At 41.6% G+C, this 20,191-nt stretch carries 20 protein-coding genes; 14 read left to right on the top strand and 6 right to left on the bottom strand.

Features of this window, described 5'->3' with window-relative positions; all coding sequences use genetic code 11:
• Positions 1-55 precede the first annotated feature (55 nt).
• The 6 genes from G457_RS0108560 (at position 56) to G457_RS0108535 (ending at position 7,228) form a co-directional block, all read left to right on the top strand.
• Positions 56-1,189: a DUF4221 family protein gene (locus tag G457_RS0108560; RefSeq protein WP_026946112.1), complete on the top strand. Its 1,134-nt coding sequence runs from the start codon at positions 56-58 to the stop codon at positions 1,187-1,189.
• 3 nt (positions 1,190-1,192) lie between these two features.
• Entirely contained in the window at positions 1,193-2,353 is a 1,161-nt protein-coding gene (locus G457_RS0108555; RefSeq protein ID WP_026946111.1) for a DUF4221 family protein, read from the top strand.
• A gap of 11 nt (positions 2,354-2,364) precedes the next feature.
• The gene (locus G457_RS0108550) at positions 2,365-3,522 is read left to right on the top strand and encodes a DUF4221 family protein (protein WP_035483545.1); all 1,158 of its coding nucleotides are present in this window, start codon (positions 2,365-2,367) and stop codon (positions 3,520-3,522) included.
• A gap of 9 nt (positions 3,523-3,531) precedes the next feature.
• Entirely contained in the window at positions 3,532-4,677 is a 1,146-nt protein-coding gene (locus G457_RS0108545) for a DUF4221 family protein (protein ID WP_026946109.1), read from the top strand.
• A gap of 279 nt (positions 4,678-4,956) precedes the next feature.
• The gene (locus tag G457_RS0108540) at positions 4,957-6,126 is read left to right on the top strand and encodes a DUF4221 family protein (RefSeq protein WP_026946108.1); all 1,170 of its coding nucleotides are present in this window, start codon (positions 4,957-4,959) and stop codon (positions 6,124-6,126) included.
• Position 6,127: 1 nt separating this feature from the next.
• Positions 6,128-7,228, top strand: coding sequence for a DUF4221 family protein (locus tag G457_RS0108535; protein WP_026946107.1), 1,101 nt, complete (start codon positions 6,128-6,130; stop codon positions 7,226-7,228).
• A gap of 839 nt (positions 7,229-8,067) precedes the next feature.
• Here the strand turns inward: G457_RS0108535 and G457_RS0108525 are convergent.
• The 3 genes from G457_RS0108525 to G457_RS0108515 are packed head-to-tail and all read right to left on the bottom strand — an operon-like array spanning position 8,068 to position 10,205.
• The gene (locus G457_RS0108525) at positions 8,068-8,670 is read right to left on the bottom strand and encodes a trimeric intracellular cation channel family protein (protein ID WP_026946105.1); all 603 of its coding nucleotides are present in this window, start codon (positions 8,668-8,670) and stop codon (positions 8,068-8,070) included.
• A 28-nt stretch (positions 8,671-8,698) separates the two neighbouring features.
• Positions 8,699-9,313 carry a class I SAM-dependent methyltransferase gene (locus tag G457_RS0108520; RefSeq protein WP_026946104.1) on the bottom strand — a complete coding sequence of 205 codons (615 nt, stop codon included), beginning with the start codon at positions 9,311-9,313 and terminating at the stop codon, positions 8,699-8,701.
• On the bottom strand, positions 9,303-10,205 hold the full coding sequence (locus tag G457_RS0108515) for a patatin-like phospholipase family protein (protein WP_035483541.1): 903 nt from the start codon (positions 10,203-10,205) through the stop codon (positions 9,303-9,305). Before G457_RS0108515 ends, G457_RS0108520 begins: the two co-directional genes overlap by 11 nt.
• Positions 10,206-10,244: 39 nt before the next feature.
• On the opposite strand from G457_RS0108515, the gene G457_RS0108510 reads away from it, so the two are divergent.
• The 4 genes from G457_RS0108510 to G457_RS0108490 all read left to right on the top strand — a co-directional run bounded on the left by G457_RS0108510 (position 10,245) and on the right by G457_RS0108490 (position 13,445).
• On the top strand, positions 10,245-10,667 hold the full coding sequence (locus tag G457_RS0108510; protein ID WP_026946102.1) for a VOC family protein: 423 nt from the start codon (positions 10,245-10,247) through the stop codon (positions 10,665-10,667).
• 6 nt (positions 10,668-10,673) lie between these two features.
• Entirely contained in the window at positions 10,674-11,732 is a 1,059-nt protein-coding gene (locus tag G457_RS0108505) for an aminotransferase class I/II-fold pyridoxal phosphate-dependent enzyme (protein ID WP_026946101.1), read from the top strand.
• A 2-nt stretch (positions 11,733-11,734) separates the two neighbouring features.
• Positions 11,735-12,967, top strand: coding sequence for a serine hydrolase (locus tag G457_RS0108500; protein WP_026946100.1), 1,233 nt, complete (start codon positions 11,735-11,737; stop codon positions 12,965-12,967).
• 145 nt (positions 12,968-13,112) lie between these two features.
• Positions 13,113-13,445, top strand: coding sequence for a hypothetical protein (locus G457_RS0108490; protein WP_155847117.1), 333 nt, complete (start codon positions 13,113-13,115; stop codon positions 13,443-13,445).
• Positions 13,446-13,519: 74 nt separating this feature from the next.
• On the opposite strand, the gene G457_RS0108485 is transcribed toward G457_RS0108490, so the two are convergent.
• Positions 13,520-14,953, bottom strand: coding sequence for a DASH family cryptochrome (locus G457_RS0108485; protein ID WP_026946097.1), 1,434 nt, complete (start codon positions 14,951-14,953; stop codon positions 13,520-13,522).
• A gap of 96 nt (positions 14,954-15,049) precedes the next feature.
• On the opposite strand from G457_RS0108485, the gene G457_RS0108480 reads away from it, so the two are divergent.
• The 4 genes from G457_RS0108480 to G457_RS0108465 all read left to right on the top strand — a co-directional run bounded on the left by G457_RS0108480 (position 15,050) and on the right by G457_RS0108465 (position 19,548).
• Positions 15,050-15,991 carry a polysaccharide deacetylase family protein gene (locus G457_RS0108480; protein ID WP_035483539.1) on the top strand — a complete coding sequence of 314 codons (942 nt, stop codon included), beginning with the start codon at positions 15,050-15,052 and terminating at the stop codon, positions 15,989-15,991.
• 337 nt (positions 15,992-16,328) lie between these two features.
• On the top strand, positions 16,329-18,638 hold the full coding sequence (locus tag G457_RS21240; RefSeq protein ID WP_248602839.1) for an alpha-L-rhamnosidase-related protein: 2,310 nt from the start codon (positions 16,329-16,331) through the stop codon (positions 18,636-18,638).
• Positions 18,639-18,704: 66 nt separating this feature from the next.
• Entirely contained in the window at positions 18,705-19,115 is a 411-nt protein-coding gene (locus G457_RS0108470; RefSeq protein ID WP_081701408.1) for an alkyl hydroperoxide reductase, read from the top strand.
• A 16-nt stretch (positions 19,116-19,131) separates the two neighbouring features.
• Positions 19,132-19,548, top strand: a complete 417-nt coding sequence (locus G457_RS0108465; RefSeq protein WP_026946094.1) for a hypothetical protein — start codon at positions 19,132-19,134, stop codon at positions 19,546-19,548.
• On the opposite strand, the gene G457_RS23045 is transcribed toward G457_RS0108465, so the two are convergent.
• The gene (locus tag G457_RS23045) at positions 19,545-19,850 is read right to left on the bottom strand and encodes a dihydrofolate reductase family protein (protein WP_248602838.1); all 306 of its coding nucleotides are present in this window, start codon (positions 19,848-19,850) and stop codon (positions 19,545-19,547) included. The two genes, G457_RS0108465 and G457_RS23045, sit on opposite strands and share 4 nt — an antisense overlap.
• 8 nt (positions 19,851-19,858) lie before the next feature.
• Positions 19,859-20,089 (bottom strand): dihydrofolate reductase family protein, encoded by a 231-nt coding sequence (locus G457_RS23040; protein WP_248602837.1) that lies wholly within the window; start codon positions 20,087-20,089, stop codon positions 19,859-19,861.
• Positions 20,090-20,191: the final 102 nt, after the last annotated feature.

The raw sequence follows: 20,191 nt of genomic DNA, 5'->3' as shown, positions 1-20,191 counted from the left end.
CTAGAATTTTAGCTTATTTATTTTAGTTTTAGAGTTTAGAATAAATGGCCTTTGTATGAAAATAATTTTTCGGGTGCTTCCCCTCTTGGTTCTCTTTGCTTGCTCGGAATCCAAAGAAAAAAGCAAATCCACCAATTTATTGACAAATCTGAGCCTAAGTATTGACAGTTTGGCTGTCGACTCCGGTGAAGAAATCTTTGTGCCAGATATGTTATTTTTTCAAGACCTGAGCCCTGATGGAGAGCGGGTATTTGCCTTCTATGAGCCAGATTTTGAGGTTTTTGAAATTTCTTTGAAGGAGATGAAGCTGATCCAGCGTCATCCTTTCCAGCGAGAGGGTCCAGATGGAATCAAAGGTTGGGTCAGTATTTTTCAAGCCCTACCGGAAAATCAAATCATGATTTACGATCAGGTCAGTCCTAACATTTTTAGCCTGGATGGGACCAAGGTCAAAACCTATGAACTTGACTTCGCAAAAATGATTGATTTCGAGCCAGATAGCCCCTTTTCTCTTCCCAACAATATGCAAATTAGCAAGGATCTGAATTACTTTTTTTCTCTTCCTGCCGAATTTGGGAAACCCATTTTAGGTTTGGCGGTATTTGATGTCCAAAAGGAAACTGGAAAAGTCTACAAGCTTCCAGCTTTTGATTTAGTTTCTGGTTTTCAGGTGATTTTTCAGCAGGGAAATATGGCCTCCTTTTTCGGAGATGGCGTTCGCTTACAACTGATCAATGACCAGGTACTAATCTTTTGTAACTCTACGGCCCAAATTTATCGCTATGATTCTAAGCAGGATTCTTTAGAGCTCATTGCTTTCGAACATCAACTCGTCGAAAATCAAAAAACCGGGACTTTTCCCACGGAAGTCGATTCCCGCGAAAGACAACAAGAAGTGGCCAACCAAATCCGTCAGCAAATCAGCTTCGAAAAGATTTATTGGGATGATAGCCGAAATCTCTACTTCCGCTTTGGTACCAAAAACTACCAAGTTTCTCCTGATGGCAAAGAACGGAAAGCGGATTGCTACCTCTTTGCCTATGATGAAGAATTTCAGTTAGTCGGCGAGAAATTTTTACCAGACTTGACCAGAGTCCCTTATTTCGGTTATTTCATGAATGGTGATTTTTACAGCTATTGGCCCATGGGAGATGAGGCCGGCTTTGTCAGATTTCAATTTAATTTCTAATCGATGAATAGATTCAACTTAATCACGTTGCTTTTTCTACTTTTTTCCTGTTCGGAAAAGGTATCGGAGAAAAATGAACAAGGAGCCATCCAAACTCAAACCTACACCGAAAACCAACTCGAAAACCTCCAAATCACTATAGATACCCTCAAAGTCGATGTGGGAGAGGAATTGGTGATTTCTAGCGCCTACTATGGTTTTGGACTTAGCGAGGATGGCAAGTCTATCTTTTTCTCCGAAAGCCAAAGTTCTGAAATTCATGAGATCGATCTGGCTGAGTTGAAACTCTTGCGCCGAATACCTTTTGAAAAGGATGGACCGAATCGCGCTCCTGATTTTGTAGAAAGCTTTGACGTGCTGCCCAATAATGAGTTTTTACTTGCCAACTATGCCGTTCAGGCGATTTTCAACGAAGAGGCTGAAAAAATCTTTGATCTCAAACTCCAAGCCGAGGAATACGACGGGATCGATGAATCTCTCGGAGGACTTTATTCTTCCTTGGCAGTGAGCCCGGATAAGAAAAAGGCTTTTTCCCTTCCTGCTCCTTTTGGGGAATTTACCGAGGGCCTCGCTGTTTTGAACTTGGAGAACCGGACTGGAAAATTAATCAAACTTCCAGCATTGGATCTGACCCAAAATTTCCGGGTCACTTTTTCTCAAAATGGAGGCATGACTACTTCTGGCGATATGATTCGCATGGAAAAAATTAAAGATCAACTTGTCATATATTCTGGGAGTACCTCCGACATCTACCTATATGATATGCAGAGTGATTCCTTAAAGCATATACAGTTCAATCATCGTCTGGCCGAAAACAACAAAACAGGAACATTCAAAACGCAAGCCGGATCACAGGAAGAGCGAATAGAAATTTCGGCACAGATTCAAAAGCAAATTAGCTTTTATGGATTCATTTGGGATGAAAGCAGACAGCAGTATTTCCGCTTTGGGGTCAAGAAAAATGGTCTTCGCGAAACCGGAGAACCATTGCCTGACGATGTGTATCTCTTCAGCTATGATCCGGATTTCAATCTATTGGGAGAAAAGAAAATCGAAGAGCTTTCCAATGTTTTTTTCAACGGCTTCTTCTTTGACGGAAAGATATACAATTACAGACCCGTGGATGAAGACCCGGGCTTTGTAGTAATGACTTTAGAATTTTGAAAAAACCTTTTATGAAAAAATTCCTTTTTCCAACCCTAATAGCTGCCTTGGCTTTCTCCTGTGGAGGAGAAAATGAAAGCAGGGATTCCCAGCCCAGGAATATTCTGGAAAACTTCTCTTTCACTGTGGACACCTTAGTCGTAGATCCAGGCGAGGAGATCATCAATCTTTCCCGAGGCGTACGGGGAAGTTCACTAGATGAAACCAAGACCCATTTCTACCTATTTGATGATGCGACCACCCAGATCAATAAAATCAATCTGGATGAATTGATCTTGGAGGAGCAAATACCCTTTGAAAAAGAAGGACCCAATGGTGTCGGTGCCAATTTTATCAGCACTTCGCGCTACCTACCAGGGGAGGAGTTTCTCTTTTCCAGCTTTCAGTCAAGCGGTATTTTCAATAAGCAAGGTGAAAAAGTGCTCGATTTGACTTTAAAGCCAGAGGAACTGGATATAGAAGGATTGGGAGAAAATGCGCAATTCAATATCACCAATTCCATGCGTATCACCCCTGACAAAAAACAAGTCTACTCTCTTCCTGGTGACTTTATGGAGGGAACTACCCAATTGGCAAAAATTGATCTGGAAAACAAAAGCGGTAAGGTACTCCCCATTCCTGCGATGGAGATTGTGGGCGATTATCGGATTCTTCTCCAATCGGATCAAAGCATGTCAATCTACATAGAGGAGATTTCATTTCAGGAATTAGGCGGGAAGTTTTATATCTCCGGAGCTACGACCAACAGCATTTATCGATTTGAACCGGGACAGGATTCGCTTCAGCTTTTTGAATTTGACTTTAGTCTGGTCCCTAATCAAAAGGAAATTCCTATTCAAAGAAAAGTATCCTCGATGGAAGAGTTTGAGGCAGAAATGGAAAAAGCGAGAACCCAGATCGGCTTTGAAAAATTGCTGTTTGATGAGCAAACCAGGCGTTTTTATCGATTTGGGAGGATCTATGAGCCCAAGGGTGATGATCCTGAAGCACCAAGCAAGGCACAGGTTTTTCTTTTTGCTTTTGACGAAAACCTAAACTTTCTGGGCGAAACCGAAATCCCGGAATTAGAAAATACTCCAAGTAACCCCTTCTTCAAAGATGGCAAGCTTTGGTCCTATGTCAATGTGGATGATGAATTGGGCTTTGCGGTGATGGATTTTAAGTTTTAAACCAACAAAATGATGAAAAAACTATCAATTTACCTTTTAATCCTTACCCTTTTTTCTTGTGGTGGAGATCCTGAAACTTCTAAGGCTACCCGAGACCTAGAGATCACCTACGAAATCGACACGGTGATGGTGGATCCCGGAGATCATTTCTTTTTTCTCAACTGGGGCTTGGGGATTGCTGATGTTTCGGCGGATAAAAAAATGCTTTTTAACCTCAACCCTCAAACTTTTCTGCTTGAGATAGTTGATTTGGATGCCTTGGCACTGAAGGAGACTGTCCAACTAGAAAAAGAAGGTCCTAATGGAGTTGGTGGAGGCTTTATCAGCAAGCTTCAGGTGTTGGATAGTGGCAATTTGCTCCTATTCGATTTCCAAAAAATATTTGAAATCACTCCGAAGGGAGAGCTAGTCCGGAGCTATGAGTTTGACAAAAGCAAACTGAGCGGATATGATTTTGGTGAGACGGATGAAGTGGAGACCATTGGGATTTTTTCTCCTGATGGGAAGCGGTTTATAGGTCAATTGACCGATGAGGACTTCAAAAAACCAGCAAAAGGATTGGCTTTTGTGGATACTGAGACCATGGAAATTCAAGTGGAAGAGACTGATGCGATTTCCAAACTGGATGAATATCGAATCATGTTTGAGATGGGGGGAAATTCTATGATGTCCACCGGAGAGCAGGTATTCATGGATGTGATCGCTGGTGATTTTGTGTTTTCCAATACTGGATTCAATGAAATCTATGTGTATGATTTTGATGCTGACTCCCTGATTCACTACCAATATCAGGCTCAATTAAGTTCCAATGAGCGAATATTGGATTATCCGCAACGAGTGGAAAGTAGGGAGGCCTTGATGGAGGTGATGAAGGAAAAGAATGAGCAAGTTCGCTTTGGTCCACTTATTCCCCAGCCTGATAAAAACCTGATTTGGAGACTGACCAAGGATAAGGATCGGATGATTGCAGATTCGGTGATTTACAAGAACGTGGTCACTGTTTTTGACTCAGATTATCAAATGCTTCATGAAGAGGTCGTTGAAAAATTTCCGGGTTCAAATATGTCTTTCTTTAAGGACGGGATGTTGTATGCTTATATCAATCTCGACGACGAAATGGCTTTTGTTAGGGTGAAGCCGAGTATTTCTGAATAAGACCTCCTGTAGGAGAAAAAAGAAGCAAAGCTATAGGGTTTGAAATTTTAAGGAAAAAAAATCCCGCTGATACACGCAGAAAAATTCGCGGATTGGCGCGGATTGAGTCCATAAGTGCTTCTTTTGGTCGAAAATCAGCGGTTGTCTGCGCATCAAATCAGCGGAAATCAGCGGGTGATCTTTTGAATGCAGAGTACAGATTGGATGAACTTGGAGTGAAAATGCGTCCTCAATAGTAGGTAGCCAATGGTCAAAATTGGAGTTTAAAGCGTTTCAGTGATGAAGAAACTAGGAGTATTTTTTGGGTTGATTCTAATATTTCTCAGCTGTAAAGAGAAAAACATTGATTCCAATGCATTTAGAATTCCAACCGATTCACTTGAAGTCAGAATTAGTATCGATACGATTGGGATCGATGCAGGAGATGACTTTATCTATTTAAACCATTACCTACGTTTAGCGGATTTTTCCCAAGATAGACGGTATCTGTATAATTTCAACCCCTTGAACTATGAATTGGAGCTCATAGATTTGGAGGAAAATAGACTTGCCGAAAAGTATAAGATCGAAAAAGAAGGGCCGAACGCTGTTCCAAACCAATACTTTTACCGAATTCAGTTAGCTACTGAGTCAAATGAACTGTTTTTTCAGACCACTAGTAACATCTACAAAACCAATCTTGAGGGAAAAGTCAAGTCTAGTTATCGCTTCATGAATGATAGTTTGAGTGACTTCCGATACGATCCTGACATCCAACTCAATCTGCAGGGTTTTGTATCGGAGAGCGGGCGATATTACTACTCATTCTACACCGATACCTTTCCCAACCGAAAGCGGAAGGGATTGGTACGCTTAGACTTTGAAAAAATGCAATCGGAGTTCAGAGCAATGGATTTTTTCCACTGGGCAAATGATTTTGACATCTATTATCGGGAGCCGGACCGTCGATACAATCGGGGCGAATTTCCAGAAATGAGTGGAATTGTTTTCAAAGGAGACAGCATTATTTTTTCTATCTCATCGGTGAATAAACTCTGGGTTTACCACTTTGAATCCGACTATTTCAAAGAGTATTCCTATGAAAGCCAACTAACGAAAAATCAAAAAGAGGGGAATTTTCCGAAGAGAGTAGAATCCATGGAGGATTTTCAGGAAGCGGCCAAAAAGAAAAACGAGGAAGTTTATTTTCATCCCATCCAATTCGATCCTAAAAACAAACGATTTCTTCGAATCACTACTCAGTTTGAGGGATACGACAGCACTGGGGAAGCAGTGTTTAACTCCTATTTGACGGTTTTTGACCGCGACCTCCAGCCTATCCATGAGCAATTGATTCCCGAGCCGGGTTTTTATCCTTCCATTTCCAAATCATTCATAAGAGATGGGGTATACTACTCTTTCTTGAATGAAGAGGATGAGCTGGCATTTATTCGCTTAAAGGTTGAATAATATGAGGAAAATTCTATCGATTTTGGGTTTGGTAATTTTCATTTCATGTCAGCATGAAGAATCGGAAGAAAAAAGTCTGATTCAATATAAAATCAGCATAGATACCCTTTCTATTGACAGTCAAGAGCATCTGATAAATGTCGGCCAGGGTATTCCAAAAGCCCAGCTATCAGAGAATGAGCGATATCTGTTTTTCTATGACTATACAAATCATTCGATAGAGACTATTGACTTAGAGGAAAGATCTTGGGTTCGAACATTGTATTTGGAAAGGGAAGGCCCGAAAGGCGTGATGGACAGAAGTCGCTTTGACTTTATCCCCCTGACCGATAGTACTTTTCGCTTTTTTACCCAGCGGAACTTTATTGAGTTAGATATGCGGAATGAATTGCTATTCGAGTCGCCACGATTCGATAGCATGGTACGGGTAGCACCGGAGAAAAACTTTGAAGCATGGGCCAAACTTAGCCAAGACCAACGGTATTTGTATGGCTTGACTTCCAGCTTCAAGCAAGATCAAATGCTGGGCTGGGTAGATCTTAAGGATTCGGTTTATCGGGAAGTCCGGTTGGATAGCATGGATTATCGAAAGGATTTTGAGATCAAAAACAGCCGGTTAATTATTTCGAGTCCAATAAATGCCGCATTTATTCAGGAAAAATTCATGGTCTTTCATCCCGATGGAATTGACGTCTTTATCATTGACCCAAAAACATCCACTGCCCAATTCAAGGATAATTCCCCTCATCTTTTCCCAAGACGGAAATCAGGAAATTTTTCAAAAACTACCGAGTTAGGAGAGTTTGATGCAGTATTTGAGAAGAAGGATTTAGAGGTTTCTTACCGCGATTTGGTTTTTGATCAAGTGAATCAGCTTTTTTATCGGTTTGCAGGAATGAAAGCCCCCGAAACAGGGAGACAACTTAAGTATTTTATGATTTTTGACAAGGAGATGAATTTGATCCATGAAATGGACGTAAGTGAAATGCGGATAGGTTTTGGTGAATACTTTGTCAGAAAAGGAAAATTATATGTCAGAAATCGGGAAACGGAAGAATTGGAGTTTTTTGTGATTTCAGTGGAGGAAGAAGGTGAGGCATAATGCTTTATTTAAAAATAGGAACCACAAAGCACATGAAGAATTCGAGGTTTTTGACAAAGGCCATGTCTGATTGGTAAATCAGTTGGAAAACTATGTCGATGAAAGCTATTTGTGCTATGTTTCTATGTGGTTTAAAAAAGAAAAGAACCACATAGGCACATAGAATAAGTTGCAAACTCTTTCTTTACTTGTCTTTTCCCCTGATCCACGTAGAAAAATCCGCGGATTAGTGCGGATTCAGGTCTTAAACCATTCTTTTGGTCGATTAATAAGTGAGTACCCGCACCAAAAATCTTTGAAAATCAGCGGGAAAACTATGTCGAAAAAAGCTATGTGTGCTATGTTTCTATGTGGTTTAAAAATAGAAGAGTACCACATAGGCACATAGGATAAGTTTAAAACTCTTTCTTTACTTGTCTTTTCTTTTCCGCTGATCCACGCAGAAAAATTAGCGGATTAGCGCGGATTCAGGTCTTAAACCATTCTTTTGGTCGATTAATAAGTGAGTATCCGCACCGAAAATCTGCGGGAAAACTATGTCCGACAAAAGCTATGTGGGCTATGATTCTATGTGGTTTAAAAATAGAAGAGTACCACATAGGCACATAGGAGAGAATTTCTTTATTTAAGATTAAACCTAAAGCTATTTCCAATAGTAATTTGAGACTGCCTGCCCTCCAGTAGGCGGGCTTCGCTCCGCAAGCTCCACTTGCAGTGACGATCAGCAATTGGATGGATGAGATCAAAAAAATATCGAACATCGAATGATGAACTTCCAATAGCGAAGTAAACAATAACAATTACTCGATTAATTAATTACACAATTATCCATCACCACCTCAATCCAACCTCGGCAAGCTTAATTTATACTTCATCGCTATTAGTCGAATGGAGATCACAGCGGACATAGAAATCAACAAATTCCACTCCCTCGCCAGGCCAAAGTAATTCAACACCAAATATAGAATTGCTCCCGCCAGACAAGCAGAGGCATAGATTTCTTTACGAAATAGAATTGGGATTTCATTCGTCAAGGTATCTCGAATTACCCCTCCCATCACCGCAGAAAACATCCCCATGATTGCCGCAATCTCCGGCCTGACCCCCAGACTGAGGGCTTTTTCCACACCCAAAACTGTAAAAAAGCCGATTCCCAATGTATCGAAAAGGAAAAAGGTTTTTCTAAGCCGGCTTAGAAAATTGGGGAAAATGAATGCTGCTAAAATCCCTACCAAAATGGCATACAAAAAATAAATATCTCCAATCCACACAAGTGGGTGAGCATCCAATAAAATATCCCGGAGAGTACCACCTCCAATAGCGGTGATAAAACCCGTAAAGCCCGCGCCAAACAAATCATGCTCGCGTTCCCGAACGGCTAAAGCGCCGGAAATGGCAAAGACAAATGTTCCGATTAGTTCAAGTGCGTATTGTAAGGTCATTTTTTAATTGTTGACAGTTAGATTTTGCTTATGTTTTTCTCATTAAAAAGACCCCCATTTCTCGCTGTTCCAAGACTAAAACGGCTTTGGGGGCTTCCAGAAATTGAAAGCCCATTTTCTGCAACTTATCCACATGGCTATGTGTCAACACGAAACGTTCTGATTCGTCTGGCAAGCGGTATTTTCCGCCTTCCAGTTTTTCTGACTTCTCTAAGATATCGCTAAAGCCGGTACACATCCGAAACCAAAAAATTCCACCCGGCTTCAAGACCCGATGAATTTCTTCGGTCATCTGCCAAAAGTTATCCACATTTTCTGCAAAATGCAGCACTGCAGAGCAAATAAGGGCATCGAAGGCCTGACTGTGGAATGGAATTTCTTCCAATCTTCCTAGCTGAAACCGATGCGCATCATAGTTTGGGTCAAGACTCTTTGCCTGATAGCGACAGTACTGAATAGCCAATTCATTTGGGTCGATTCCAAAGATCGAATAGCCCTGATTGATAAAGTAAACCGTGTTCCTTCCTTCTCCACAACCCGCGTCAAGGATTTTCATCTCCTTGGTAAACCGACCCTTCAGGATCTGATCCAAGAGGTAGTTATCCACATTGCCCAAAAGCCGATTTAACTCGTTAATCTCCATTTTCCAGTTTATCCAATGCCTTTTGGGCTTTAATCCGACCAATTTCTATCATTTCCGCTGCTCGATAAAACTCCAATGTTCCTGCCTGCTTTCGGGCCACTTTTACCTGTACATCTACTGCATGCTTTTCCAAAAGCATCTCACAAAAACGGTCTTGCAGAAGATCGAATGAGCGCTTCACCAAGTTCAAGGTGGAATAACTGATATCTTTTTCTGTGGGTTTTTCCTCCGGAAAGTACTGGGTCATTTTATTTTTATAATCAATCATCCAAGCAGGAAGGCTATTGATAAATCGGTTTCCTTTCGAATCTTTCTTTGGAGGGGCGATGTATTCTTGATCCAGCCCATTGACATCTACTACGACCAAAAGGGTATCATTTTGGGGTGTCAGAAGAGAAATGGGAATCGGATTCAACACCCCACCATCTATCAGGGGCTGATTTCCCTGTTTGGCTGGAATAAAGACGGAAGGAATACTGCCGGATGCTCGAATGGCTGCAAATAGGCTTCCCTTATCAAAAATGACCTCTTTTCCGCTTTCTACATCAACTGCATTGCAGGAAAAGGGCAAGGCTAAATCCTCTATCTGACAGTCTGGAACTACCTTTTTTAAAGCCGAAAAGACTTTTTCTCCTTTGATAAAACCCTTACTTGAAAAGGTAAAATCCATCAGGGAAAATACATCGATCCGGTCCAAATTGCAGATCCAATTCTTAAACTCTTCCATTTTGCCACTGGCGTACATTCCGCCTACCAGAGCACCTGCTGAGCAGCCCGCGATTTCGGCTATTTCGTAACCCCGCTCCTCCAATTCCTCAATCACTCCGACATGCGCCAATCCTCGAGCTCCACCGCTACTCAAAACCAATGAAACTTTCTGCTTTTTTGCCATATCTTTAGGATGAAAAATCAATAAACGAAAGTAATAAATATGAGCGAATTCAAACCCTTTCACCTTGCTTTCCCTATTCGTGATATCGAAGAGACCCGGGCTTTCTACGGAGAATTGCTTGGATGTGATATCGGTAGAAGTACTGATAAATGGATCGATTTCAACTTTTTTGGGCATCAATTGTCTGCACACATCAAGCCTGAAGAATTAGCCAAAGCAAATACCAATGCAGTGGATGGAAAAAATGTGCCGGTTCGACATTTTGGGGTGATCCTCCCTTGGGACGAGTGGCATAATCTGGCTGATAAATTGAAAGCGCATGGGATAGAGTTTGTCATCGAGCCATACATCCGTTTCAAAGGTGAAGTAGGAGAGCAAGCGACGATGTTTTTCTTGGATCCCTGCGGAAACGCGCTGGAATTCAAGTCATTCCAAGATGAGTCTCAGATTTTTGCGAAGTAATATCTTTTGAAGAAACACAAGCTAAATACCGGCATCGGTCGAATGATCGAGATCGAAGGAAAGGACTACCTATACTTCAGCGGGACCTCCTATTTAGGGATTCCGCAGGATATAGATTTTTTGGATATTCTGGCTAATAATGTATTCGAGTATGGTTCTAATTTCGGACAAAGCAGAAAGAATAACATACAGTTAGAAGTCTTTGATGAGTTTGAAACCTTTTTTGCTCAAGAGGCTGGCGCTGATGCAGGAGCACTTTTCAGTTCGGGTTATCTCGCTGGGATCGCTGCCTGGAAGAGTGTCATTAGTCAGGTAGATGAGGTCTGGATCGCCCCAGATGCCCATCCGGCAGTCATTCCAGACGGACATCTAGCAAGTGATCAATTAAATTTTAAACAATGGAAAATTGATTGTCTGGAAAAAGCCGAGTCTCTTTCTTCTCGAAGTATATTGATAATCGGTAATGCCGTGGATGCCTTAAATGTGCAAATCCATGATTATTCTTGGGTGGAAGAAATTGGTAAAAAGCATAAAGTTTGGCTTCTGGTTGACGACTCACATGCTTTTGGGGTTTTGGGAAATGGAATATTTGGCACTTACTCCAAGATGCAATATGATTCCGTTTCGGTAATTGTGAGCGGTTCTTTGGGAAAGGGTTTGGGCCTGCCAGCAGGAATCGTTCTCTGTCCGGATTATCATATAGACCATATTAAAAATTTACCTCTTTTCGCTGGGGCTTCTCCTGGATCTCCTGCCCATATCCGGACTTTTTTGGAAATGCAGCATACATATGAGGCGGCACATGAACACCTGAAGGAATTGTGTCAATACTTCTATGAGTTGATTGCCTTTATGCCACAGATCATAGGAAATCCTGACTACCCGGTTTTTCGATATACGGAAGACTCTTGGGTGGAGCAATTGGAAAAATCAGGAATTATCACCTCCAGTTTTCCTTATCCACATGCGGATAGTCCCAAAGTTAACCGGATTGTTCTTTCAGCTTTCCACGAAAAAGAAGATATTGAATACTTAGCCGATATTTTAGAAAACCTAGCCCTTTAACAATGCAAAAGCTAACGATTCTATTTCTGATTGTTTTATTTTCATTCGCTTGTTCTCAAAAAGAGCCGATACTTTTTGAAGATGGTTTGGAGGATTTTCCGACTCTTCAGCGAGTCTTGGATAGTGTGGATAAGTATCAAGTTCAGATCCTTTTTACGCAAATAGATCGAAACGAACATATGAATCCGATGATGGAAGACTTCTCCTTCAATTTGGATGATGAGCGTTATTTCTATCCGGCTTCCACTGTCAAGTTACCCGTCGCGATTCTTGCCTTGGAGTGGCTGCAAGAGCAGAATGTGGATAACTTAACCTTGGACACGCCCATGCTGATAGATTCGGTGAGGCCTTCACAAATTCCAGCCTATGTGGATAACTCTTCGGAAGACTCTCTTCCCAGCATTGGGCATTACATCAAAAAAATCCTTTTGGTTTCTGACAATGATGCCTATAATCGACTCTATGAGCTATTAGGACAGGATTACATCAATCAAAAATTGGCAGAGAAAGGCTTGAATCATACAATGATTAACCATCGACTGAGTTATCCTGCAAATGAGATCGAAAACCGATATTTCAATCCCATCCGCTTTGTGGATAAGTCTGGAAATATTCTTTTGGAATTGCCCGAGAGAACTACCGGAAAGGTTTATTCCAATCCTGAGCGACCGATGATTGGGAGAGCCTACTATTCTGGAGATTCGCTGATTGAGACAGGCATGGAGTTTACCTTCAAAAATAAATTTGCCCTATCTGACTTGCATGGAGTCGTCCAGCGAATTGTATTTCCTCGCTCATTTATGGAAGCTGATCGTTTTAACTTGAATGAGGTGCATCGGGAGTTTATACTAAAATACATGAGCATGTTACCCGGCGAGTCTGATTTTCCCAAGTATGAAGGACCAGACTATTACGACAGCTATTCGAAGTTTTTCAAATTCGGAACAGATAAAAACCCCATCCCGGATCGCTTCCGGATTTTCAATAAGACAGGTTGGGCCTATGGTCATCTGATTGATGGAAGCTATTTTGTGGATTATGAGAATGGGGTAGAGTTTTTTGTATCGGCGGTGATTTATACCAATCAAAATGAAACCTTGAATGATAATACCTATGAGACGGAGGGAATTGGGCTCCCATTCTTTGCCGAATTGGGTGAGTATCTTTATCAGCGGGAGCTGAATCGTAAGAAAATATTGAAGCCGGATTTTGAGGGATTGAAATTTGAATACTAAGCGGTGAAACTGTTTGTCAAATATTTTAAGAAGAATTGGGCTTGGGGTTTGTTGTTTGCAATTCCGCTAGTCTTTTGGCAAAAAGGCTACGTTTATCCCGAGTTGCGTTTTGAGCTTGATTTTCTTCGGGAAAAATCTACTTACTATGAAATGCTATTTTTTTGGGCCTTTTGGACTGCCACTCAATTCTTCGTATGGCGCCCCGGGTATTTATGCAAGCAGGATAATCAGCAATCCAAAAATTCAAATGACTGTCAATCCTAACTCTTCTAATGGTCAATTTACTGAGTTTAGACTCTTTTTGCGGGTTTTTTCCTGGTTTATTATTTTGAGCAGTATAGCTGGTATGCTTGTAAAAGGCTATCTCGGAATCAATCGTGGATTCGATTGGTCGTATTTGAAAGACTTTCTGACTTATATAAGTCTCATTTTCAATATGGCAGTTTGGTCTATAGTGATGTATTTTGCGTTTTGGTAATATAGTCCGGAGTTCCGAAAAAAAATGTGCGAAAAATATGGAGCATAAAAGTAATTATCCACATTTCTCCATTTTTAGAAAACACCCTCCAAATCAACCATAGCCTGTGGATAAGTATTGCCTATTTGAATTCCTGATTGTTTAAGCTGGGCTGTGGATAACTCCCAGGGTTGATGAATATCAAAGCCTTTAATCAAGGCAAGCTCAGGGACCCAAAGACGCACATATTCTCCATTTCGATCATAATTTTTTCCCTGACGAAGAATATTAAAGTATCGGTTTTCTCTAGGGTCATTTCCTACACCACCCACATACATCCAATTGCCCCAGTTGGAACAGACATCATAATCCACAAGTTGACTCTCGAAGTAACTAGCCCCCCAAGTCCAATCAATTCCCAGATCATTGACAAGAAAACTTGCCACATTTTGACGGCCACGATTTGACATGAAGCCGGAGAAGTTAAGTTCTCGCATATTGGCATCTACAAAGGGGACTCCTGTCTGCCCCTCACACCAGCGCTGAAAATCAGCACTATCTCTGCGCCAGGAGTCCCTTGTATTTTTAATCCCTTCTATCTTGAAGACTTTATTCCCGTGTTTCTTGGTGATAAAGCGAAAATAATCTCTCCAAATCAGCTCAAAAATCAACCAATAAGTGCTTTGGTTTTTCTTTCGCTCCTTTTCATATCGCTTCACCTCTTCATGAATTGTACGTGGAGATATGCAACCTAAAGCTAGCCAAGCGGAAAACTTTGAACTGTAGTCTGTACCGATAAGCCCATTTCGGGTTTCTTTATAAACTTTCAAGTGATTACCTTCCCAAAAATAGGATTGGATTCGCCCGAGGCCAGCGCTTTCTCCACCATCAAACTCCATCACCGAACGGCGCTCAGGCTCAGGGTCCTCCAATCCGTAACTTTTCAAACCAGGCAATTCACCACTTTGAGGAATCACTGATTTTTTGGGAAAGTTTATTTTATTGGGTTGTGGATAAGTGGGCCTTACGGAAGCCATTTTCTCCACTGATTTTCTGAATTGGGTAAAAACTTCAGGAACTTGCGCCACAGGGAAGGGTAAATCCTCAATGTGATAAAGGGTTGATTGCCAAAAATTTTCAGTGGCTATCCCCTTCGACCAAGCAGCTTTCTCCAAAGCCTTATCCACATACTGTTCTTCTGCAGTCACCTCTTCCGAGAAAAATATTGCATCTGCTTTTACTCGCTCAGCCAAGGTGATTATCTCGACCTCTGGATTTCCTCTTAGGATTACTAAGTCTCCGCCAATCTTGCGTAAATTTCTTCTCAAGTCTGCCACAGATTCCAACAGGAATTTGCCTCTGAAACTTCCGGTTTTTGGATAGCCAATTTCCGTCATCTCAAAATGTCGAGGATCAAAGCAATAAACAGGAATCACTTCGGCTCCGCTAGAGCAAGCCTTGTGTAATGCTTCGTGATCTTTTACACGAAGATCATTTCGAAACCAAACGATAATCCTATTGAAGTTCATATTGTGCAAACAGGCTGTCTAGGCGAAGTGTTTGGGAGAAAAATAAAAATTGAGTTGTAGCGATTTTGTTTAATTTCAGCTTTGATTCGATTGATTATGAAAAAATTCACGTTGCTCCTCGTTTTACTGGGACTTGTCCCTTTTTCGAGCTTTTGCCAAAGTCTCCAAGAAAAATTGGGTTATCCCAAAGATTCCAAACTTTTGATCATTCATGGAGATGATGTGGGAGTTTCTCATTCTCAGAATAAAGCTACGTTTGAGGCGATCAAAAACGGCTTGGTCACTTCTACCAGTATGATGGTACCAGCAGCATGGTCTTCGGAGGTCGCCCAACTGGCTAAGGAAATCTCAAATCCGGACATCGGTATTCATATAACTTTAACCAATGAATGGTATCAGTACAACTGGGGTCCTGAAGCGGGGAAAACTGCTGTTCCTGGTTTGGTAAATCCATTGGGCCACATGTACCCTTCCTGTGCTCAAGTAGCCGAGAACGCAAGTCCGGAGGAAGTTGAGCAGGAAGTTCGTGCTCAAATAGAAAATGCAAAATCAATGGGCATAGACATTACCCATCTGGATTCCCATATGGGTTGTATGTTTTTTGGGAGGCCTGAATATTTGAAAATCTATATCAAGCTCGCCTTGGAATATGAAATTCCTGCCATGCTAAATCAGCAATTGATGCAGGCCTTGGTCCTGCCAAATAAGGAACTGTTTGAAGGGCTGAATGTGGATAAGTTGCCGGTGATAGATCAAATAATTATGGCAGATGAGGCAGCTTATGAAAGTGGAATGGAAGAATTTTACACAGAAGCTTTAAAAAATTTGCCTGCAGGAGTCCATGTTTTGTTGATTCACCTCGCTTTTGATGATGAGGAAATGAACGCTGTGACGGCAGGGCATGACAGTTTCCACGCTCCTTGGCGACAGGCCGATTATGATTTTTTCACGAGTGAAAAAGCTAAGAATTTAATCGAAAAGGAAGGGATCAAATTGATTACTTGGCGGGAAATAGGAAAGGTGATGAAAATTAAATAAGAGTCTTAATTTACTTAGTAATGCTTCGGCTTATTTTCTCATTTTTATGGTTGGAAGCTGGAAGTAGGAAGAGGGAAGATGCCATATCCTGAACATTTTGCTTTGTTAAGGTTGTATCCTTTTTTTCTTCTATAAATGCGGATAATTTTAAAGAATAAAAAATGCACTGTAATAGTGCAAAAAATATTTAAAAACGCACCCTACGAGTGCAAAATCGCTTAGAAGCATGTATAATAAAATTCTCCGAATCACTAAAAGCTTGCTTGTTCTTCTTCTCCTAGCATGTTACTGGAGTTGCCAAAGTGAATCCGGACCACTTAACCAAATTTTTCAAGATTTGGAAAATCAAGAGGGAATTGAGGGTAATGTTGAATACCTCAACTCCCCATTTTCAGCTGCAGGAGATCGTTTGTACTTAGTCGGGCATCAAAATGGAACCTTTCCGGATTTGGGTTGGCATGTGGAAGGTGAAATGGGCGGTATCTGGTTGCATCCAATTAAGTTGCTTGATGGCTTTATAGTACAGCTTGGAGATGATTCTCAAAGCATTTGCCTGACAGAAGGAAAGACTTTCACCAATTATTCATTTGCCAATACGATTGATTATGGAAGCGTATTAGCAGATTTGGAAGTAGAACGTATGCACTTTGTTCCGGATGCGAGGGAGGGAATGATTGTTTTGTATCGTTTTAAAAATACTGGTTCTGTGGATAAATCCTTTGATTTTTCCTGGACTTCAAGGGTAGACCTTCGACCCGTTTGGCTTGGAGAGCGAAGTGGGATGATTGATCAAGCGGATGAGGTAGCTTTTAATGAGTTGACCGGAACATTCACTGCAAAGGATCAAGGCAATGACTGGTATGCCGTATGGGGAACGGATGCGGGAATTCCTCTTACACCTATCAATCCAATCTGCAATTTTGAGTCGAGAGGTATGGGTACTTCGGCTGCCTTCGGGGTCCAACTTAATATTCCATCAGGGTCTGAATTGATTTTTCCGATCTACATCGCAGGTTCAACCGAAAGTGAATTGAAGGCTCTGGAGACTATCGCTGATTTGAGAGAAAATCTGGAGGCTGACTGGTTTTCCAAAAAGCGGCGCTATGAGGAAATTTCAAAGAAATCAGCCATTGATATTCCAGATAAGCAACTGCAAAAAGCCTTTGAGTGGACTAAGTACAATACCGATTGGTTGGTGCGGGATGTGCCTGAAATGGGTCGTGGATTCGGAGCAGGTTTGCCGGATTATCCCTGGTTCTTTGGGGTGGATAGCGAATATACCATTCAGGGACTGTTGGCTACAGGAAGAAAAGAATTGGTGTACAGTACGGTGGAACTGATTCATGAGCTTTCTGAAAAAACCAACGGTAATGGCAGAATTATCCACGAGGCTTCTACCAATGGAGTGGTTTTTAATCCCGGTAATATTAATGAGACGCCCCAATGGGTTTCCACGATTTGGGAGGTCTATCGCTGGACCGGAGATCGGGAGTTTTTGGAGAAGTATTTTCCCTCTGTGGAAAAAGGCCTGATCTGGCTCCTTGAAGAAAATGATCAGGATGGGAATTTGCTCGCTGATGGCTATGGGATGATGGAAATCCACCGATTAGAATCGGAGATGATTGATGTAGCAGCATATAGCTATAAAGCTTTTGCGGATGCGGCGAAAATGGCCGAAATACTTGGGAAAACCGAACTTTCTGAAAGTTATCAACAGACTGCTGATGCTTTGGCAGAAAAAATCAATAGGGATTTTTGGGTACCGGAATTTGGAAGCTATGCGGATTTTATCGGTACAGCGGAAGAAGCCTTGCATCTGATTGAAGGAGCGATTACCCGGGCTGATACTTTAGATAAACCCTGGGCTGTAGAGGAGTTGGAGGCTACAAAAAGGAGTTTATCCACATTGCCGAAAGATCAGAAACAGGGTTTTGTTCTCTATCATAATTGGGTTGTGAATACCCCAATGGAAGTGGGTGTAGCTGATCCTGAGAAGGCTCAAATTGCGCTGGAAACAGCACGAAAATATACCAACCCATTTGGCACTTTTGTGACGGGCATTGATCGGGATGATAGTTCGGAGTCTGAGGATGGATCCTTTACCGGAAGTAAGGTCTTTTCCTACACAGGAGCTGTGATGACTTTGCCGACGGGCGTTTCTGCGATTGGAGAAAATAATTATGGAAACCCGGACGCGGCCTTGGATTACCTTCAGCGAATGACGCGAAGCTTCAGCTTTGCATTACCAGGCTCTATCTACGAAGTTTCTCCTGATTATGGGATGTTCACTCAAGCTTGGAATTTGTATAGTTATGCGATTCCTATCGTCACACAGTTTTTCGGAATTCAGCCGGATGCAGGAAATCGGGTGATTTATATCCGGCCTCAAATGCCTTCGGATTGGGAAAGTGCCAGCATTGAAAAGGTGGAAATAGGAGACAATGAAATTTCCCTAAGCTATGAAAAGATTGATGGGGAGCTGATGATTGAAGTGACCCAAACACAGAAAAAATGGGGCCTCTCGATCGAAATACCGGAAAGCTATGAACAGGTCAAAATCTTGGGTAAGGAGGTGAGTTCGGATACTCAGAATGGCTATCGCAGAATCTTGATGACAGGAGCCAAGGTTCGGGTGGAGGCTAGGTGAAAAGTGCTGTTGAAAAAAGATTGAACTCATTCTCAAACTTTTTGACTTCCGGATTGTCCTTAAGGAATGGAAAAAAATTATCCCAATTGGATGGCGACTTGCCTGAAATTGGCCGCTGTTTACAATATTCTCTGGGGAGCTTGGGTGGTTATTTGGCCCAATACATTTTTTGAATGGACCGGAATGGAGCCCCTGCAGCATCCCACTATTTGGCAAGGAACGGGTATGATCGTGGGCGTTTATGGTCTCGGATATTGGTGGGCAAGTTACAACCCGCTTAAGCATTGGCCTATCGTGGCGGTTGGCTTCTTGGGAAAGATCTTTGGCCCTCTTGGATTCCTGTTCAATTTCTTGATCTTGAAAGAAATCCCCTTTGAATTCAGCTATACCCTATACACCAATGACCTTATTTGGTGGGTTCCATTTTTCTTGATTCTAAAGCGTGTACATACTCAAACGCAATGGCAACTCCGATAAACCAAAATAAATTCTAATGGAATGGATTCGTCTTTCGTTAGATTCTGGGCTTTTTATTTTGGTTTGGTTGGTGCAAATCATCATTTATCCATCATTTCTATATATCGACCGGGAAAAGCTCAACTACTGGCACCGGCTTTACACAGGAAAAATCCTTTACTTCGTTGCGCCCCTGATGTTTATTCAGACCGGAGTGATCGCTTTGCAAATCCTCTCTGACCCGCTCATATTTTTGCTTGATGGTTTTTTCTTGGCCATGATTTGGATCAATACCTTTTTCGTGGCCATTCCCATTCACAATAGCATTGATCAAGGCGAAAATGTGGATAAAAGTATCTCAAAACTCCTTCAAGTCAATCGCTGGCGAAGCTGGATGTGGACAGCTCTGTTTTTGCTTTCGGTGGGGAGAATTCTTTTAGATTTCTTGATTTAGCTTCTATCTCGTACAAAAACGCTTTGCACAATTTTACCTAACAAGATTTTTGAAGAGATAGCATTAAAAAGAAGGGGTTTTGGTAAATCCGAGAACAAAGGAATACCGGAACCTAGAAGTAGGGGAACGGTGGTAATGGTCAGTTCATCAATCAAATCTTCTTTCAGAAAACTCTGAATCGTTTTTCCCCCGTCGATATACAATCGAACATATCCCTCCCTGTTTATTTCTTCCAATATTTTTGAAAGCGAACCGCTGACAATCTTCACTTTGTCCTTGAGCTTGTCTGGTACTTCTTTCAAAGAATTGCTCAAGACAAAAACAGGCTTCTCATAAGGCCAGGGAATATTAAAGCCCAAGACGGTATCAAAAAAGTATTTCTACCCATCAGCAGAGCATCCACTCCTTCCATAAATTCTCCATAACCCATATCGTTTTGGTCCGGGTTGGGGATTGAGTCCAGCCAATCGATTCCACCTTTTTGATCGGCTATAAATCCGTCGAGGCTGCATCCGATAAAGACCTTGTTCTTTTTTTTCATGATGCTTGAGGGAAAAATTTGTAACGTTGAAAAAAGACACTGCTATGTAAATGTCTTTATACGACATTAAAGATGTGTTTTATTCACTAGTTTTCTTGACGT

The organism is Algoriphagus marincola DSM 16067, assembly GCF_000429405.1.
GTDB lineage: Bacteria > Bacteroidota > Bacteroidia > Cytophagales > Cyclobacteriaceae > Algoriphagus > Algoriphagus marincola.
Note: the sequence above shows the minus strand (reverse complement) of the source record. Positions and strands in the feature narration are given on the sequence as shown.

Bases quoted from the DNA above. Each gene is read 5' to 3' on its own strand.
- G457_RS0108485 (WP_026946097.1), bottom strand. From the start codon at position 14,953: ATGAACTTCAATAGGATTATCGTTTGGTTTCGAAATGATCTTCGTGTA.
- G457_RS0108515 (WP_035483541.1), bottom strand. From the start codon at position 10,205: ATGGCAAAAAAGCAGAAAGTTTCATTGGTTTTGAGTAGCGGTGGAGCT.
- G457_RS0108510 (WP_026946102.1), top strand. From the start codon at position 10,245: ATGAGCGAATTCAAACCCTTTCACCTTGCTTTCCCTATTCGTGATATC.
- G457_RS0108480 (WP_035483539.1), top strand. From the start codon at position 15,050: ATGAAAAAATTCACGTTGCTCCTCGTTTTACTGGGACTTGTCCCTTTT.
- G457_RS0108500 (WP_026946100.1), top strand. From the start codon at position 11,735: ATGCAAAAGCTAACGATTCTATTTCTGATTGTTTTATTTTCATTCGCT.
- G457_RS0108560 (WP_026946112.1), top strand. From the start codon at position 56: ATGAAAATAATTTTTCGGGTGCTTCCCCTCTTGGTTCTCTTTGCTTGC.
- G457_RS0108470 (WP_081701408.1), top strand. From the start codon at position 18,705: ATGGAAAAAAATTATCCCAATTGGATGGCGACTTGCCTGAAATTGGCC.
- G457_RS0108465 (WP_026946094.1), top strand. From the start codon at position 19,132: ATGGAATGGATTCGTCTTTCGTTAGATTCTGGGCTTTTTATTTTGGTT.
- G457_RS0108550 (WP_035483545.1), top strand. From the start codon at position 2,365: ATGAAAAAATTCCTTTTTCCAACCCTAATAGCTGCCTTGGCTTTCTCC.
- G457_RS0108525 (WP_026946105.1), bottom strand. From the start codon at position 8,670: ATGACCTTACAATACGCACTTGAACTAATCGGAACATTTGTCTTTGCC.
- G457_RS23040 (WP_248602837.1), bottom strand. From the start codon at position 20,089: ATGAAAAAAAAGAACAAGGTCTTTATCGGATGCAGCCTCGACGGATTT.
- G457_RS0108545 (WP_026946109.1), top strand. From the start codon at position 3,532: ATGATGAAAAAACTATCAATTTACCTTTTAATCCTTACCCTTTTTTCT.
- G457_RS0108540 (WP_026946108.1), top strand. From the start codon at position 4,957: ATGAAGAAACTAGGAGTATTTTTTGGGTTGATTCTAATATTTCTCAGC.
- G457_RS0108520 (WP_026946104.1), bottom strand. From the start codon at position 9,313: ATGGAGATTAACGAGTTAAATCGGCTTTTGGGCAATGTGGATAACTAC.
- G457_RS0108490 (WP_155847117.1), top strand. From the start codon at position 13,113: ATGAAATGCTATTTTTTTGGGCCTTTTGGACTGCCACTCAATTCTTCG.
- G457_RS0108555 (WP_026946111.1), top strand. From the start codon at position 1,193: ATGAATAGATTCAACTTAATCACGTTGCTTTTTCTACTTTTTTCCTGT.
- G457_RS0108535 (WP_026946107.1), top strand. From the start codon at position 6,128: ATGAGGAAAATTCTATCGATTTTGGGTTTGGTAATTTTCATTTCATGT.